This is a genomic window from Pirellulales bacterium, from assembly GCA_019636335.1.
Taxonomy (GTDB): Bacteria; Planctomycetota; Planctomycetia; order Pirellulales; family JAEUIK01; genus JAHBXR01.
Map to the genome: position 1 here is coordinate 67,825 of JAHBXR010000019.1, position 17,387 is coordinate 85,211.

General features: G+C 63.0%; 12 protein-coding genes. All 12 read right to left on the bottom strand.

All coding sequences use genetic code 11. From position 1 onward, the window contains the following. Nucleotides 1-69 precede the first annotated feature (69 nt). The 12 genes from KF708_17770 to KF708_17825 all read right to left on the bottom strand — a co-directional run bounded on the left by KF708_17770 (nt 70) and on the right by KF708_17825 (nt 17,366). On the bottom strand, nt 70-1,143 hold the full coding sequence (locus tag KF708_17770; protein ID MBX3414540.1) for a type II secretion system F family protein: 1,074 nt from the start codon (nt 1,141-1,143) through the stop codon (nt 70-72). 30 nt (nt 1,144-1,173) lie between these two features. Then, entirely contained in the window at nt 1,174-2,130 is a 957-nt protein-coding gene (locus tag KF708_17775; protein MBX3414541.1) for a type II secretion system F family protein, read from the bottom strand. 22 nt (nt 2,131-2,152) lie between these two features. Continuing rightward, entirely contained in the window at nt 2,153-3,613 is a 1,461-nt protein-coding gene (locus KF708_17780) for a CpaF family protein (GenBank protein ID MBX3414542.1), read from the bottom strand. A gap of 39 nt (nt 3,614-3,652) precedes the next feature. Next, nucleotides 3,653-4,759 (bottom strand): hypothetical protein, encoded by a 1,107-nt coding sequence (locus KF708_17785; GenBank protein ID MBX3414543.1) that lies wholly within the window; start codon nt 4,757-4,759, stop codon nt 3,653-3,655. A gap of 67 nt (nt 4,760-4,826) precedes the next feature. Further along, a complete protein-coding gene (locus tag KF708_17790; protein ID MBX3414544.1) occupies nt 4,827-6,098 on the bottom strand; it encodes a hypothetical protein in 1,272 nt (423 codons plus the stop codon). Nucleotides 6,099-6,479: 381 nt separating this feature from the next. Further along, nucleotides 6,480-7,448, bottom strand: coding sequence for a Flp pilus assembly protein CpaB (cpaB, locus tag KF708_17795; GenBank protein ID MBX3414545.1), 969 nt, complete (start codon nt 7,446-7,448; stop codon nt 6,480-6,482). Between the two features lie 365 nt (nt 7,449-7,813). After that, nucleotides 7,814-8,251, bottom strand: a complete 438-nt coding sequence (locus KF708_17800; GenBank protein ID MBX3414546.1) for a pilus assembly protein — start codon at nt 8,249-8,251, stop codon at nt 7,814-7,816. A gap of 112 nt (nt 8,252-8,363) precedes the next feature. Next, nucleotides 8,364-8,942, bottom strand: coding sequence for a prepilin peptidase (locus tag KF708_17805; GenBank protein ID MBX3414547.1), 579 nt, complete (start codon nt 8,940-8,942; stop codon nt 8,364-8,366). Nucleotides 8,943-9,245: 303 nt separating this feature from the next. Then, nucleotides 9,246-9,581, bottom strand: coding sequence for a hypothetical protein (locus tag KF708_17810; protein MBX3414548.1), 336 nt, complete (start codon nt 9,579-9,581; stop codon nt 9,246-9,248). A 607-nt stretch (nt 9,582-10,188) separates the two neighbouring features. Then, nucleotides 10,189-11,454, bottom strand: coding sequence for a hypothetical protein (locus tag KF708_17815; protein MBX3414549.1), 1,266 nt, complete (start codon nt 11,452-11,454; stop codon nt 10,189-10,191). Nucleotides 11,455-11,519: 65 nt separating this feature from the next. Continuing rightward, entirely contained in the window at nt 11,520-13,202 is a 1,683-nt protein-coding gene (locus KF708_17820; protein MBX3414550.1) for a hypothetical protein, read from the bottom strand. Between the two features lie 147 nt (nt 13,203-13,349). Then, a complete protein-coding gene (locus KF708_17825) occupies nt 13,350-17,366 on the bottom strand; it encodes a tetratricopeptide repeat protein (protein MBX3414551.1) in 4,017 nt (1,338 codons plus the stop codon). Nucleotides 17,367-17,387 lie beyond the last annotated feature (21 nt).

The window sequence follows — 17,387 nt, forward strand, 5'->3', positions numbered from 1 at the left end:
TCGACGGCAGCATGCTGCCAAGTGCGCACGGCCAACAGGAGAATCAGCGCGCATGACCACGTGGCGACGTTAACGCACGGTGCGCAGCGGCTGCGTAGCCGGGGCGGGGCCGGTGGGACGATCGAGCAGATTGTTGCCCTGGGTCGTATTGCGGATGTCGTCAACGCTCAACTGGTCGAACGCACCCCCCGGTCCTGTCTCATTCAGGAAGAAGCTGCGCAGTTCGAGCAGGGCCGGACCCCACAGCAGGATGAAGACCGACGGGGCCATCAGCAGCACGAGCGGGAAGAGCAGCTTGATGCCGGTGCGGTTGGCCTGCTCTTCGCCACGCTGACGGCGATTCTGCCGCATGGTATCGGCGTAGTCGCGCAAGGCCTCGACGACGTTCGAGCCGAGTTTCTCGGCCTGGGTTACGAGTGACGAGATCGACTTCACCTCGGGCACGTCGATACGGAAAGCCAACTGGCGGAACGCACGCCCCAGGCTCCCCACCTCGGCCTGATAACGCACGATGGCCAGCTCCAAGGCAAGGTCAGGGTGCGAAACATAAAGCTCGCGGCTCACGCGGTCGAGCGCGGGCTGCAGGGCCAGACCGCCCGAGACGCACATACTGATCATATCGAGTGCGTCGGGCAGACCATTGATGATCCGTCGCACGCGACCCAGAGCTTTGAAGTAGATGTAGAAACGGGGCAGGCCGAACGCCAGCACCGATACCACCGCCCCCACGATGAGAATGATGATCGTGAGGTCCCAGTTGTCGGGACCGGAGATCACTGCCGCGATGCCCGTGGCAATCACGCACACGATCAACAGCAAGTTACGCATCGCGAGGTAGTCGCGGCGGGCATTGGGGCGATAGTAGCCCGCGCGGCGCAAGTCTTGATCGAGGCCGGCCTCTTCGAAGGCCGTCTGCGGAATCTGCGCGGCTAGACCGGCCGTGAGGGAGCCGAAGAGGGCCTCATCGTCCGGCCGAGGGCGATCGATGCCGTCCCCCTCGCCATCGGCGACCGCGCGTTCGAGACGATCGCGAATCGGATCGGAGCGCCGGCCGATCAGAAACTGCAAGAAGATGAACGCCGCGATGAAAATGGCCACGAACGTAGCCACTGCCATCAGGTTCACGAGCATGTCTGGATTCATGACGCCGGCGCTCCCCGCAAACTCGAAACTCTAGTAATCGACACGCAGCAGCGAGGCGACCCAAAGGATGCCCAGCAACTGCAACACGACCGCCGCGGATAGCACGAGCCAGCCGATCGGCTCGGCGAAGAAGGCGTTCAAATACTCGGGCTCGAAGAAGAGCATATAGCTGAACGCGAGCACGCCGAGGCAGGCGATGAGAATGGCCGCAAAACGCCCCCCCGCCGTGGCGGCACGGAAGCGGCGGCGATAGCTGATACGGTCGCGCACCACGTCCGCCACGCGTTCGAGCGTGATCGCCAGGTTACCGCCCGTCTGGCGGTGGACCATCACCGTGGTGGCAAAGATGCGGACTTCCATCAGATTCACGCGTTGCGCGAGCAAGCGAACGGCGGCGTGCAGCGACAGGCCCATGTGAATCTGCGCGGCACAGCGGCGGAACTCGCTCCCGAGCGGCTCGGGCGTCTCCGTGCCGACCAGTTCGATCGCCTGATCGAGACTTTCACCCGCGCGCACGGCACGCACCAGCAGGTCGAGCGCGTCGGGCAGTTGTTCCTGCATGACGCGAATGCGATTCGCACGCAGCCACAGCAGGTAGAAGATCGGCAACGACATACCGACGATCATGCCCAGGATGCCGGGCAAGGGTTCGTCTTGCCACAACACGAAGAGCGACCCGCCCACGACCAGCCCACACAACAGCAAAAGCAATTGCGCTGCTTCGGGGGGCATGTCGACGCCCGATTCGTACACCAGACGCACGAACCAGCGCGTCATGCGGCGGACCGGATTGAGCGTGGGCGTCGTATCGAACTCGGGAGTGTTCGGCGCGAATCCGACCTCGCCCGAATCGGCCATGGTTCCCAGTCGCCGATCGAGCGTGGTTCGTCGGCGGAACAACATGTCGCGCAGCAGCAGCCCCACCGCCGCGGCAATCGATGCCAAGGCCACGAAGATCGCCAGCACGAGCAAGGGTAACGTGGGCACGACAATGGTCTCCCAGGCTCAACTACAAAACAGAATCGGCCGTCTCGGTGCCGATCGAAGGCACGTCTTTCGCCAGCACGCCGAAACGTTTGGCTTCGAACATCGAGTCGGGCAACAAGCAACCGGCGGCTCGCAGGCGGCTCAGGCACGACGGTCGGGTGCCGGTCGTGTAGAACTCGCCGAAGGCGTTGCCCTCGGGGGTCACGCCCAACTGCTCGAAACCAAAAATGTCTTGCGACACGTAATTGCCGTCGGACACCTCGAGCAGCTCGGTAATTCGCATCACTTTACGCTCGCCGCCCACCAGACGCGACAGGTGGACGATCAATTTAATGCCCGTGGCGATGTACTGCCGGGTTACAGCCATGGGCAGCTCGAAACCGGCCATGGCCACCATCATCTCCATGCGGCTCAGGGCGTCGCGCGTGTCATTGGCGTGGATCGTGGTCAGCGAACCTTCGTGCCCCGTATTCATGGCCTGGAGCATGTCCAGCACCTCGGGGCCGCGGACTTCGCCCACCAGGATGCGGTCGGGACGCATGCGCAGGGCGTTGCGGACCAGGTCGCGCTGGGTGATCTCGCCCATGCCTTCGGTGTTCGGCGGGCGCGTTTCCATGCGGACCACGTGGCGGTGCCGCAGGTTGAGCTCGGCCGAGTCCTCGATCGTTACCAGACGCTCTGCCTGCGGGATAAACGTCGACAGGGCATTGAGTAACGTCGTTTTGCCGGCACCCGTGCCACCGGCGATCAGGAAGCTCACCCGGGCCTGAATCGCCGCAGCCAGGAAGGTCACCATGTCCTCGTGAATCGACGTGCGATCGGTCAAATCGTGGATGCCCAGCGGCTCGCTGCCGAAACGGCGAATCGACAACGTCGGACCGTCGAGCGACAAGGGAGGGACCACCGCGTTCACGCGCGAACCGTCCGGCAGGCGGGCATCGACCATCGGGCTGACTTCGTCGATACGACGACCGAGCCGGGCCACGATGCGCTGGATAATCCGCATCAGGTGGTGTTCGTCGGCAAAGACGATGTCGGTCAGCTCGAGCTTGCCAAAACGCTCGATGTAGACATGGTGCGGACCGTTGACCAGTACGTCGGCGATGTGCTTGTCCTTGAGCAGCCGCTCGAGCGGGCCCAGGCCGAACATCTCGTCCATGAGCTCTTCGATCATCCGCTCGCGGTCGAGCCGATTGAGCATCTCGCGGCGATTCGTGCAGAGACGTTCGGCCACGGCGCGCAACTCGCCTCGCGAGTGCATGCGCCCCAGATGCGTCACGCGCGACAGATCGAGCGACTCGACCAGCTCTTCGTGGATCTTGGCCTTCAGACGTTGAAACTCGAGTTCGTGGCGATCCACGTGACCCAAGTCGGCGCCGGTCAAGGTCTGGCGCGCGGGACGATCGAGAAAGCGATTCGACGAGCTCGCGCTCTCGCCAGAGGCTTTTTCGGTTGGTTGCGGTTCGCGATTGCGGTCGATCATTTCCATAGCTGCCTGCGCTTGGCGGACTTCCTAGCCGTACTACTTGCGGCCGTTCAGGCTTTTCGCCAGTTGACCAAAACGTCGTGTAATCGTGGCCCGGGCCGCTAGCTCGGTAAGCAGCAGTCCGCGATTGGTGGCCTTGTTCACCTTGTCGGGATCGTCGGGAATCAACAGCGGCTCGCTGAAGCCCAGGATCTCTTGAATGCTCTTCAACGGAAGCTGCCCCGACTGATCCCAGCGATTGACGACCAGCCGCATGCGATCGCGCGGAATACCGTGCTTGGCCGCTTCTTGCACGGCACGTTGAGCACGGCGTACGGCAGGCACGTCGGGACGCACCACCAGGGCGATGAGATCCGACATGGCCATCGCGGTCCATTGTTCGTCGGTCGTCGCGCGGTCGAGCTCGATCACCGTATTGCGGAACATGCTCCGCAGCAGCACGACCAGGCGACGCAACGCCTCGGAGCTGACGGCCGACGGCACGCCTTGATGGCTCCCCTGCACCAGCACGTGCAGGCCGGTGCGATGATGTTCGAGACTATGACGCAGGCTGACCGTGTCGAGACTCTGCGAGCGGGCGCATACGTCGGCCACGCCGAACCGCGGCGTCAGATCGAGCAGCAAGGCCTGATCGCCATCCTCGCGCGTCAACTCGACCAGGGCGATCTCATCGGGATGAGCGCGGACCAGCGCGCCGGCAAGATTGGCCGCGATGGTCGAGCTGCCGCTGCCTGGTGTGGGAGCGTACACCGAGATCACCATGCCGCGCTGCCGCGGATCGGCGCCGGCCGCGGCCAGCTTGTCGAGCGCCAGATCCAGATCGTCGCGCAAATCGGCCAAATCAAGGTATTGGCGTGCCCCGGCGCGCAGCGCCCGCAGCACGAGGCTCGAATCGTGCGTGGGCCCTACCGCGAGCACGGGGGCATTGGTAATCGCCGCCGCACGACTGATCGCCTGCAGGGCCACGTCAGCACGGTCGCCAAAGACCACCAGCACCAGATCCACGCCACTTTGAGCCAGGCGCTCTTCGAAGCCGGTGAAGTTGGCGCAATCTTCGGCGGCACACTCCAGCCCCGCGCCATGCACGGCCTGGCGCAGTTCCAGCGTGTTGACTCCATCCCCATGTGCGATCACGACACGCATCGTATTCCTGCTTCCGCTAAGTTCGTGGTCTTGGCTGTGTTTGACCTGTCTACGTTCGACCCGCCTACTACCTGGTCAGACAGAGCCGCGCGATCCAGGGGTTCCGTTGGTCGTGGGGACCCAGTTCGCGCACGAGCGCCGTGCCCGTGACCAGGGTGCTGGCCTGGACGAGCACGACCGCTTCATCGTCTTCATTCACTCGGGCATCGACGATCCGCCCCGCGGCGAAGCCGGTCAGCACGACGGCGGTTGTCCCGTCAGAGTCGGTTTGCTCCGAGAACAGGGGCCACACGCGATTCTCACCGACGATCGTGGTGAGTCGTCCGAGTAGCTTTTCGTTGATGCCCGTGCCGGGCACGACCAACTGGCCCGACTTGTCGAGCAGAAGTTGCCCGTTCTGGTCGACGAGGTCGGCGGCCGTCAGGCCAAGCTCCAGTTGCCGCTGGAATTGATTTTGTTGTTGGGGGTCGGGGTTGAACTCGAGCACGAGGAAGTTGCCATCGGTGCCGGCGTCATCTTCGAGCGGCGATTTCAACTCGATCTCGGGAATTCCGTCGGGCCCCTTGGTGACGACTCCCGTGCGATAGTCGACGGTGTACTTGTCGTTGACGCCCTCGATCGGCGTGGTCTGCGATTGTTCGAACCAGGCGTCCTGCGAACCCTTGGCCAGTGCCGCCAAAGGCACGACGGGAATCGCGCCCAGCCCCTGCGGACGGAATCCGCAGATGCGTTGATCGAGCGTGGCGCGGCTTTCGGCCAGCACGTCGGCGGTGGCGATGCCGACCACCGGACTGAACCAGAGAGGAACCGGATTGCCACGCCCTTGCGTCCGTTGCGCGCGCACGATCAGCGTGTTGCAGCGCCCCGAGTCGGGATAGAGCTGCGGTACTTCGCCAGGATTCGTCGAGGATTCGAGCCAGGCGACGATGAAGTCGCCGTTCGGATCGTTCTGCGGATTTGGCAGAATCGCGACGGTTTGGCCCCCCGCGACGTTGCTGGCGGCAAAGACCTGCGATTGCTTCAAGGCGAGCTCGATGTCGTCGGTCCAATCGGGTGATTCGCCGGGCCGCAGCACGCTCTCGTCGAGCAGTTCTGCCGCGCCAGCCAGCGCGGCGGCATCGGTGGCGGTTTGCAATTGAACCTGCACGTGGGCGATCAGTCCCAACTCGAGGGCCAACCCCAGCACGGCGAAGAGCAGAATCAACCCCACGACCAACATGCCCGAGAGTGCCCCGCGGCGACTGCCACCAGCACGCAGGGCGCGGCGCCGCGACAAGGGCAGCCGACGCGCGGCTCCCGTGGCGGTGTAGGCGATGTTCGTGGATGCAGCCGTCTTCAAGCTCCACTCCGAAAAGCTGCGCGTGGAGACCGCGTGCGGTGGGAGCAAGCTTCCACCCACGTGTCGCCACGGTTGGCGGCCCCGGCGATTCGAACGAACCACTCTGCCGCTGCGCGAAAATTCATGTGAAATGTCAAGAGACCGGCGAAGGATGGCCGGCCGAAAGCGGCACACGAGAGTGGAGACCCTGCCCCGGTCGTGCCGGAGCGAGAGTCGATGCTGTGCGCGCCGCGCTATTTCAATCCATTGAAGGGGCAATCGAATCCCGTCGAACGCTCGGCCTTCCTCCCGTCGCTTGGCTCCTGGATCGTTGTCTTGCCACCCCGATGGTTATCTTAGCGTGAATCATTCCTGTGCGTGTTGCTCAGACTCTCTTATCGCCTAACGTGCGCCACTGCCACTGCTGGGTTGGGTGGTGCGGCCAGGTGGCACGATGGGCGCCCCAATCGGCTCGTCCGCGCTGCTGCTGAACGACTCTTCGCGGGGGGGCGCGATATCGTCGCGCGGGAATTGCCTCGCCGAACCCGAACCTCGCGTGTAGACCTCGGTGATCCAAGGACCGGGCGGCTGCTCCCAACCCAACACGTCCATAAACGTCGAGACCGTCGGTTGGCGACCGGCGCCGCCGGGCGCGGATGTTTCGTTCGGATCGCGCAACACGAGCGAGAGATCGCCGCGGCCTTCGACGATGGCCAGCCTGGCGGCCTGATCGGGAGTCACGGCAAACGTCACGGTGTTGATGTCGGCCGCGTCCTCTTCGATCATTTCACCCGGCGTCGTGTAAGGGCCGAGTGCGAGCACTTGCACGTTCTCCAGCAGCAGCTTGGTCATGTCCGGAAACGAAACGCGGCCTGGCCGCTCATCGAAGATCGACTTCGTGCGGAAGAACACGTCGACCATCGAACCAGGACCGGCAAAGCCCCCCACGGCATCGAGACCACTCAGCGGCACCGTCACCGCGCGTAAGCCCGGTTTCAAATTGGCGGTCAGCGGAGGACGCGTTCCTTCCGGCATCAGCGAATCGGTAAGGAACGGCTGCAGCATGCGAACCGGTCGGCTCAAGCGACGACCGATGATTTGTTGCGGATTGAGCAACGTGCGATCGGGGTCGATGTTCTGATCCGCAATCTGCGCGGTCGTCATCGGCTTGATGACGATGTCTCCCATGCGGAGCAACTTGTCGGTCGGCAGATCCATCGCCGCCAATGGCACGTCGATCGCCGGCGGGGGAGCGGCGGCTTCCACCTCGGGCTCAGGACGCAAGTAGAGTCGCGCCAGGTAGGCACCTCCCAATCCGAACAGGAGAGCGAGAATGCCAAACGTCATAGTCTCGGTGCTGATGCGGGACAATTCCTGTCCTCCTCGCTGAGTTCGATACGAATCTTTTCGTGGGCGCCGCAACCATGTTCGCTCGTATGCAGGGCGTACCGGCAAGCGATCATCTTGCGTTACTGTTCAAAATGGTTTGCGCATTGCGCGGAACAAGTGCTGCGTATGGCGCGCCGGCGCGATGCCGTCCTTCCTCTGAGGGGAACGTGGGCAATCGCGGCAAGCAGCGCCAAGTCAGAAGCCCCAGTATGTACGCGGTTTTTAGCTCCGTCAAACAAAACAGCGTTGACTTTTTGTACTCGTTTTCCGTCGTTGAGCGAGGGCGCCTGGGGCCGATCTATGGCCAGCGAGTCTACCCCTGCCTACGGGTTTTGGGGATGCGCTCGCTATTCTTGACGCATGATGCTGACCACGCTGAACTGCCGGTCGGCCAGGCTGAACCCGACAATGGCCAGCAGATCAGGGGAGGCCGCCTGCATCGGGGCGATCAGTCGGACGCCGACCGGGTCGCCAGCAATGGCGCCGCGTTGAATCTCGATCTTCACAACGCTGCCCAGGCGATGCCCCAACAGCGATTGCAGCACGGTTTGGCGGATATCATCGTCGGTGCTGCCGGGCAAGGTCGCCACGCGGCAGGCGGCGCGACTAGCCAAGGCTAGTCGTTGGTTGCCCGACCAGAGCAGGCTGAGCTCGACGACCGCCAGGCAAAGTGCCAGAACGATCGGCAGAATCAGCAGCAGCTCGAAAGTGAGGATCGCCCCGCGGCGCCCGGTACGAGCGGATTGCCACTGCCGTCGCGACATGAATGGTGGGAACGCTGTCATCCAACGCCTCGTGATCTTCGTCAGAGCGTTTGTCGGAAAGCGTCCATGCCGCCGAAGTGCCGCGATTAGTATACGCAGAATGTGTCGGAGCTGCGCGAAATTGTTTTTGGGTTTATGTCACCAGCCAGGGGGCGGCTCCCAGGACGGGAATCGCCAGAATCCGCCAGGCCAGCAACACGAGCCACGTGCTGAGCGCCAACGGCAGCGCGAACGGCACAATACCCCGTCGCGGGGCAGGCTTGCCATCGGCCAGGGTGCGCTTGGGGCGCAAGGTTTCGAACAGGTTCTTGCGGCGGCCCCCCTTGCCGTCGAACCCCAGTAAATGACGCAGCAGTCGATAGGCAAACCAACCGACGAAGCCGATCACGACCAGGATGGCGCTGACGAAGAAGACGTAGAGCGTCCCCTTGGCGCCCAGCCAGGCGCCGAGCGCCCCCATCAACTTGACGTCTCCCGCCCCACCTCCCCCTGTCAACCACAGCAACAGCAGGATGCCAAAGCCGGTCAGGAAGCCGACCAGCGAGTATCCAAGTCCTGCCAGCCCCCCTGTCGTCACATGGAAGAGGAGTGCGGCGGCGAAGCCGGATACGGTGAGCCAGTTGGGCAACTTGCGGGTGCGGGCGTCCCAAAACGCGGCCACCAGCGTTAACACACCCACGGCGGCAAGAAATACGACAGTCGCGGCATTCACGGCTGGAAACAGCTCCGGCAAGAAGGGCGGCGAAGTACCGCTGCGGTCCACTCTAATCGATGGATTTCAAAGCCGGTAGCATCGCTGTGGTGTTTGTCGTCCGGTGACGAACCGCCGACGATGGAAGGCGTTCCGATTGTTCCGTCCATAACGCTCGTAACGAGCAAGCCCACGGCTCATGGATTTCCTGAGTACGAATTGGCTCTTAGTGCGGAAGCGACCGATGGGAGCCGCAGAAAAAGAAAAGGGTCCTGGGGGGAGACCCACCAGGACCCTTTTCGGATATCCGCAGTACCGACAAAACTAGCCGGGGGTGTGCGGCGTGGTGCAGACCTGCAGGCAGTGGCTGGTGTTGCCAGTCTGCGAGCAGCTCGAACCAACGGCGTCGCAAGCATCCGGAGCGTCGGTGAAGGCACTGGCCGAGGTGGCCGAGTGGTGACCGGTGGTCCCACCGAAGCTGTAGCTCTGGTTGATCGCACCGATGGCGTCGGCGACGTCGCCGAGCTCGGTCACGACAGCGGTACGGACCGAGCTCAGGCCGGTCACGACACCGATCACCAACAACGTGGCGACCAGAACCAATTCCGAAGAGACGATCGCACCGTCTTCTTCATTCCACAATCGACGAATTGCGGACATTTGTATCTCCCTTGATTGTGAGGCGTCCCATTCAGACTCTCGGTCGAACCACTTTGGCTCGACTCCCCCTGAGACGGGTGACCGCCTCAAGCACGCCCCACATAATGCAGCACTCGTGCCGTTGGGTTAAGTATTTTTTGGGATTTCTGCACTCGATCTGGCTGTTCGCACACAAGTTATTTATGGAAAATGACTTGCGAGTTTTTGCTGTGGTGGTCTCGTCAGCTTCAATCGAGCTTTTCTCACCATGGTGTTCGCTGAAAACCGCTGTAAATCGCTATGCTTCCCTAAGCGCGTTAGCGCTAGCCTGTAAAGTGCGCCTTACAGATTTGAGCCGTCGAACGATCAATGCACCGGTCGGCAAACAAGACCACCGCGACTGCTTGCCAGAGCGCAAAGCCTTGCGACACCATCGATTCTCGTAGATGGCGGTAGACGCAAGGTCGGCGGACCTTTTCCGGCGAATGGTCGCGTAGCACCATTTGAAAGGACGGACCCCGGAAAGAACGCCACTTCCCGCAGCGGTACTTTTAATTGGCGGTGGCCGGTGTGAAGTGCTTTTATCCGCAGCTTGCTCCCCGGGCCGTGCGTCTTGGGCCCCAGAGGCTTATTCGGCAGTGGCCGGCGAAGTGCTCTTATCCGCGGGCACCAGTACGTCGCCGAGATCGACCTCGGTCGGGAATCGACCGCGCCAGAGCGATAGCGCGCGGCCGGCGTGCGTGAGAAAGGTGTAGTACTCTTCGACTTGCTCGTCGGTGAGATTGATGATGGCATTGCTCAGCCATTGCCCCGCTGCCGCGAGGACGTGACGCGGGGGGTGGACCTCCTCCGGCGCCAGCGACCACCATTCGAGCGGGTGCCCTGTCGCCAGGATATGGCCTGCCAGCGGGGATAAGTCGCCGGCGTTCTTCGGCTCGATGCCGATCCCAGCAGGCCAGTCCATGGTCCAATAGCCGTCCGGATGCTGGTTCTTCACCAGGATCTGGGTAATCCCCTGCAGATATTCGATGATGCGCTGGCGCCCCTCGGGAGAGAGGATTTTGTGCTCGTCGTCGATGCGCAACATCATCACCAGGGCATGCATGCGATGGTTCGCAGCGCACACTCCCTGGGGCACTTCTTGCCGCATGATGCGTTCTGCCAGAAAGTCGAAGTCGACTCGTTGGCCTTCCTGGGTCACCCAGTGCAGCGGCTCTTCCGCACTGCTTTTCGAGCCTGGCGCGTCCGGCAGGAAGAGGGTATAGGCCAGAGCCGACCACTCGTACTCCCACTGGTTCACGCTGAAATCTCGTAGCGATTGCTCGAGCATGGCGCGATATGTGGTCTGCTGTGTGGCGGTAGTCACCGGGAAATCGAGGGGCGTGCCTACCTCGGCCAGACCGGCAATCGTGTGATCGTAGTGGCTCGATGAGCGCTGTCCCTCTTTGACGCGGACCTTCACGCCACCGCCGGGAATGTCCATCAGCAACGGGGCGGTTTCCGCGCCGAAGACCTCGACGAAGCGATGGTTGTCGAGCAACAGACGACGCATGTCTTCGCCCGAGATACAGGCTGGATTGCTGAACTTGGCATCGAGGCCCCAGAACCGCAGGGCGTGGTCGATGTTGTTGACTTTCGAGTCTTGGCCGTGGAATTTCGGCACCAGACGAGTCAGGACCTGACGCAATTGATCGTCGGAGACGACGACATTGTTGTTGTAGGTAGGACGCACGGTCAGCGGTTCGGACCGCAGCGGAGGCAGGGCCCGTTCGGCGCGGAGATCGCGGACGCGACTGGCGGCCCAGGCGGCCCCCGCGGCCAACAGAATCACCTGAACGACGACAAAGGCCGCCCAGCTTCGTTTTGCCCCGGACGCCGTGGTGGAGGGATGCATCTCGATACCCGTTCGTGCTTGCGCGAGGTGATTTACGGTCGGCGATTCGTGGCGTGGGCGAAAGCTCAGAATGCCCTTCTTGCTGGCGATTGAGCGGCCTGGGCCGCGGGCGCCGTGGGGGCGGGGTTCGCGGGGAGTTGTTCGGCAGGCTTGCGCTCGAGGATCAGCGCCGTCTCGTCTTCGTAGCGTGGGATCCAATCCTGGCTTTGTCGCAGCACGGGCGTCAGGATGGGTTGGCGTTCTTTATCGAGCACGACCGTGGTGATGCGATACCGATCGAGCAGCTCCTGCCAGCCTGGCTGGGCGTTGTAGATCTGGATGTAGTTCTTCCAAACCTCGGCCGGCAGCATGTGCAACTGCGTCGTGACGAACGGTTGCAGGCCGGGCGGGCCATCCCAAGTGAGCCAGTCCCCCCACCACTGCGGATTCCAAACCTGGCCGCTGGGTGGATTCGCCCGGAGGTAGGCGCTCGCGCCGCGCGGCGTGTAGCGGCTGTAGAGTTGCTCTGGAGTGCGCTCGGCGCCGCCGAGCAGCGGCCGGCTCAATCCGGATAACGCAAAGGCGATCCACACAAGCACCAGGCAGCAGAGCGTGTAGGTCCACTGGCTGCGCGTCGCCGACTCGGGCGCTGGTTCTGGCGTGGCCGTGCGCGGCCACCGCCTGTCGGCAATTTCGCCCAGGTGGGGCACGACGACCAGCGCGAACACCGGGGCGTACCAGGCCAGCATGCGGATCTGCCAGATTGCCGCTAGCCCAAACACACCGAGCAGCAGAACCTCGCGGGGATGGATGGGGCGCCGACTGTGACGCCACACGGCCAGCAGCACGACCCAAGACAGGGCGAATTCCCAACCGCCGATGCCCGTCAGCACCAGGGGGGTCCACTCCAGCACGTCGCGCAGGTTCGAGTTTGTCATGAACCCGGTCGCATAAATCAGCAGATCGAGACCGTAGGGGTTCAGCAGGGTTGCGATCGTGGCGATCTCGGTCAGGACGAGCAATTGCCGGACGTCGGTGTCGCCAGCCACGGCGGCGAACGAGCGCGTCCGCGCGGCGACCAGGATAAGTTGTCCCAGGAAGTAGCACCCCAGCAGGATCAGTCCACAGACGAACGAGCCGTGCAGATTAGCCCACAGGATGAAGAGCACGGGCACGCCCACCCAAAGGGGCGCATCGAAACGCTGCTGCTCAATCGGCTCTGTGCTGCTGCGACTTCCCCAGCGACTGCGTGTCAGCAACCAGCACAAGATCGCGAAGCATAGCGCGCCGAACATCTCGGGTCGAATCGTCGAGAGCCGGCTCCAACCGACGGCGCCGAGCAGCAGCAGCCCCGCCAGCACGAGCGCGATTCGACGCGTTTCAAGGAAAAAGCTCCGCGCAAAGAGCAGATAGGTCGAGAAAACGACGATCGCGAAGGAGTTCGACAACCATTCGTCGCCACCCCATTGCTGGATCTGCGCGAGGATGACCTGCGAGAGCCACGCCGAGTCGACCACGCGCATGCCTTGGGCCAGCGGCAGGAAGGGCTCGCTCGTCGGCAACTCGCGATGGGCGAGGATCCATCGGCCATAGTCGACGTGCGACCAGAGATCGGTGTGCCAGAGCGGAATGTAGTTCAGGTACAGAAAGAAGGCCGCCAGCGCCGCCACCAGCACGACATGCTTCTTGCGCAGGGCCAAATGCGCGGGGAGCACCGGCGTGAAGAGCGCCTTCTCGGGAGGCGACGAAGGCTCGCTTGCAACCGACATAAGCTGGTTCGACGTGCTCAAGGGTGAAGGACAGAAAGTTACCTCGGTAACCGCGCGCGGCGCCCCGCGCCGACCGTGGCACGCCCGGCCGACGACTCGTGAGGGAGCCGCCGGCCAGGCAGGGGATCGGCTCGGTAGTCAGCCGTACTACTTCAACGAATCGAGAGCCCGCTGAGCATCGGCCTCGTCGATGTTCGGCAGTCCCAACGAGAGCGCCTTGGTGAGCGCTTCGCGGGCGGTATCGGCCTGGCCGTTGCTGATTAAAATCATGCCCTTCTGGTAGAGCAGCAGCGCCTGGTCGGGGTTCTTTTCGAGCGCTTTGTCGACCAGTTGCATACCTTCATCGAGCCGCTCCATCGCACGCAGGATGCGCACGTAGCTGTCGATGACCTCGGTCGGCATCATGTCGCGAGACTTCCCCTTCAACGCGTTGTCGAGCAGAGTCAGCCCACGCTCCGGCTGGCCGAACACCGTGCCCAACAGCAAGGCGAGGTTGTTCGCCGTCACGATATCCTCGGGACGCGCGAGATTGACCTGCTCGAACTGCTTCACGGCCTCGGCCAGCAGATCGCGATTGCCCTCGGCCATGCCTTGCGCCATCTGAATTTCACCGAGGCGTCGGGCACATTCGATGGGGTCGCCACCGTTGGTTCGCGCCTGGTTCACCCAGACGGCCGCCTCGTTGGCCGCGCCGGCCTGGAAGAAAATGCCGGACACCACCAGGCACACTTCCGGGCTGGGGTTTTCTCCGGCGATCTCCTGGATGATCTTCTGAGCTTCGGGGATACGCTTGCTCTTGGCGAGGATCTCGATCTGCAAACGCGCCAGCGAGAGCTCCTCGGGCATCTCCTCGCGCCCGTCGGCCAGTACGGTGAGCGCTTCGTCGATGTCGTTATGGCTTTGCAGCAGGCGCGCCAGTTCTCGATAACCAGTCGCGTTCTTGGGTTGCTCGCGAATCAACGTGCGCAGCACGCCGAACGCCGAATCGTACTGCTCGAGCCGGAACTGCGCGGTCGCCTGCAAGGGGTACAGCTCCCACAGCTCGCGGTTCTGACCGATCGCCGCGATGGCGTGCCCCGCCGCTTCATCGTAACGATCTTGCATGAAGCAGAGCTTGGCCGCCATGACGCGCGCATCGGTAAAGAGCGGATCGATTTTCAAGATGCGATTCAACTCGTCGATGGCTTTGTCGAACTCACGCAGTTCGACCCAAGCCGATGCCTTGACGAGCGACAAAGGCTTGTTGTTGGGCTCCATCTCGTTCAGCTCGCTGCGACGATCGAGCCGGCACAAGGACAGGATCTCCCAACGCTGCATCAGGTCGCGGAACTGCTTCAGTTCGGTGGCCCCTTCGAAACGCTTGCGCCCCGCGCGGGCGGCGGCCAGCGCCTCATCGAGCCGCCCCGCTTCGTAATACTCTCGGAACAGTTGCTCGTGAGCCCGATACATGCCGGGCTGCGCCTCGACCAACCGCTTGGCCACCTCGATCGCCTGATCGTGCTGACCCAAGCCACGCAGCGCCGAGGCCTGCGTGAGGTAGGCATCCCAGTACTGGTTGTTCAACTTCAAGGCGGCGCGCGAATAATCGAGCGCCTTCTGGTATTGACCCATCGCCTCGGCGGCCTCGGCGCCTTCGACGATCAGCCCGAGTTGCTCGGCCTGGGCCTGTCCCAGAGCGCTGACCGGCAGCGATTCTTCGATCACCTCCATGGCCAGGTCCGGGCGACCTTCGGCCAGGTGCGTGCGGACCCGCATGAAATCGTTCGCCGTCTTGGCCTTGGGCTGGATGGCGATCAGTCGGTCGAGCGTCGACTTGGCGACGTCGTACTTTTTCAGCCGCAAGGCGATGTTCCAACGCTGGAACAACAGGTAGGGGTCTTGCGGGTTCGCCTCGAGCAGCTTGTCGACCTTCAACTCAGCCGCTTCGGGGCCCTCGCGACGAATCAACTCGTCGAGCGCCCCCTCGAGCAGTCTTTGGGCCTGTTGCCGCATGCTGCTCACGCCCAGCACGCCGGCCAGGGTGTCGATCGCCTGCGAAACGTTTCCCATGCGGGCTTCGGCCAGCGACTTCATGAACCGTAGCGACGAGCCATTGCGGCCATCAGCGTCCATCTGGGCAAAGAGACGCGCGGCCTCTTCATAGTTCTCCGTGTGCAAGGCGATCTGTGCCCGAATCGCCAGGCTGATACCCTTGCCCCCCGGCAGCTTGGCGATCTTGGCCGCCAAGGCGTTCGCCTTCTCCCACTCGTTGTCCGACATGTGGATCTGCGACTTGATCAGCAGCACCACGGGCTTGTCGGGAAAGCGTTCCTCCATCTTGACGAGGAACTCGTCGACTTCATCGCGACGTCCTTCGCGCAACAGATACGTCACGAACTGGTGGTGCGCTTCGAGGTTTTCGGGGTGCTCGTCGACGAAGTTGCGCAGCAACTCGTCGGCCTGGTCTTTCTGATCCAGCTCCCAATAGGCGGTCACCTGAGCCAGCAGCAGCCCCAGATCGTGGGGAAAGTCCGTGCGGGCCGCGGCCAGACGGCGCAAGGCTTCGTCGCGCTGTCCCGAAGCCCAAAGGTACTGCACACGCAGCTCGCGGGCACGCGGAGCCAGCTCGCGATCGACTTCGATGGCCTGCAGGTGGACTTCGGCAGCTTCGTAGCGGTTCAGATCGATCAAGGTCCGCGCCTGGGCGAGATGGATCTGCGGGGCGCTACTCAGGAAGCCGCCGGCGATCTTCTCGGCATCGTTCACGGTCAGATCGGCGATCTGCGGATGGAGCCGATCGAGATACTCGAGCGCGTCCTCTTTCATGCCCAGCCGCAACAGGTTCTCTGCCATGGTAACGTTCACCAGGAACGTGTCCCCCATGAGCTGGCGGGCCTGGGAGATTTCCTCGATCGACTTTTCGCGGTTGCCGTCGACCATGGCCACCAGGCCCGCGACGAGATGAGCCCAACCCTGGTAATTCTTGTTCGTGCTCGCCTTGAGCACTTTGACGTGGGGCTCGGTTAGCCGAAATTTGCCGGCCCGCATCAACTCCGTGCAGTAAAGGTGATGCAGACGAAGCACCTGGTCCGACATTTCTGTCGAGGATTCCGAGGCACGGACGATGCCTTGGTCGAGATAGCGGAAGCCCGCGTCATCGTTGCCGGCAGCGAACGCCGAGCGAGCCAAGGCCCAATAGATACGCGGCGTGGCGGTCTGCGCCGCGATGGCTTTCTTGGCCAGCGTTTCGACGCGCGCCGCGATCGCCGCACGGCGTTCTCGCTCTTCCTCACTATCGGTCGGCGTCGAAAAATTCGGCAGGATCGCGATGTGTGCCCGGGCCGCGGTATCGCTGATCAGGCCGATCATGCGCGGCTCGTTGCCGACGAGCTTGAGCAGACGCTCGAGCACGTCGAGCGCCACGCCGAGACGGACCTGGCCCGCTTCGACGCCGGGGGCCATTTCGACCCCCGCGGCCAGCAGCCGCATCAACTGCTCTTGCTGCGGGCCAGTCATCCCCTGGAGTTGCTCGTCCGTCAGATTACTGGTCAACGAGACGGCCTGTTCCACTAACTCGTTGGTGCGCTTCGGATCCTTGAGCCCGTCGACGATCTGGGCCTTGAGCATCAAGGTCGCGAGCGAGGGGGTCTTTTCGAGTTCGGAGACCTTGTCGAGCCGCGAGAGTGCTTCCTCCAACTGTCCCGCCTGATGGGCCTGCCGCGCCAGCACGAACTGCGCGGTGGCATCGTTGGGATCGAGCCGCGAGACGATCGTGGCCGTGCGAATCGCCACCGGTTCCGCCTCGCCACCGTAGTCGACGAAGGCGTGCATCAACAGACGCTGGATGTCGAGATTGTCGGGCGCCAGGTCCGCGGCGCGGATCAATTCCTCCATCGCCGGACGTTCTGACGCGAACGACGCGCGGGGGTTTTGTTTCTTCGCTTCTTCGACCAGCAATTCCGCGATCATCACGCGGGCCTGTGCGTTATTGGGCTCTTTCTGCAGCAAGCGACGCAGGTGGACAATCGCCGTCGGGTAGTCCCCCGCCTCGCGCGCGGCGTCGGCCTTGTTCTTGTCGAAGCTGGGTTGATCTCGCAGCATGTTCAGGCCCAACAGCCCTGCCACGATCAGGATCATGGCCACGAGCAGGCCACGCACGAGATAACGCGTCGTCGAAATTGCCACGGCAGTCGTTCCTCACCGGAA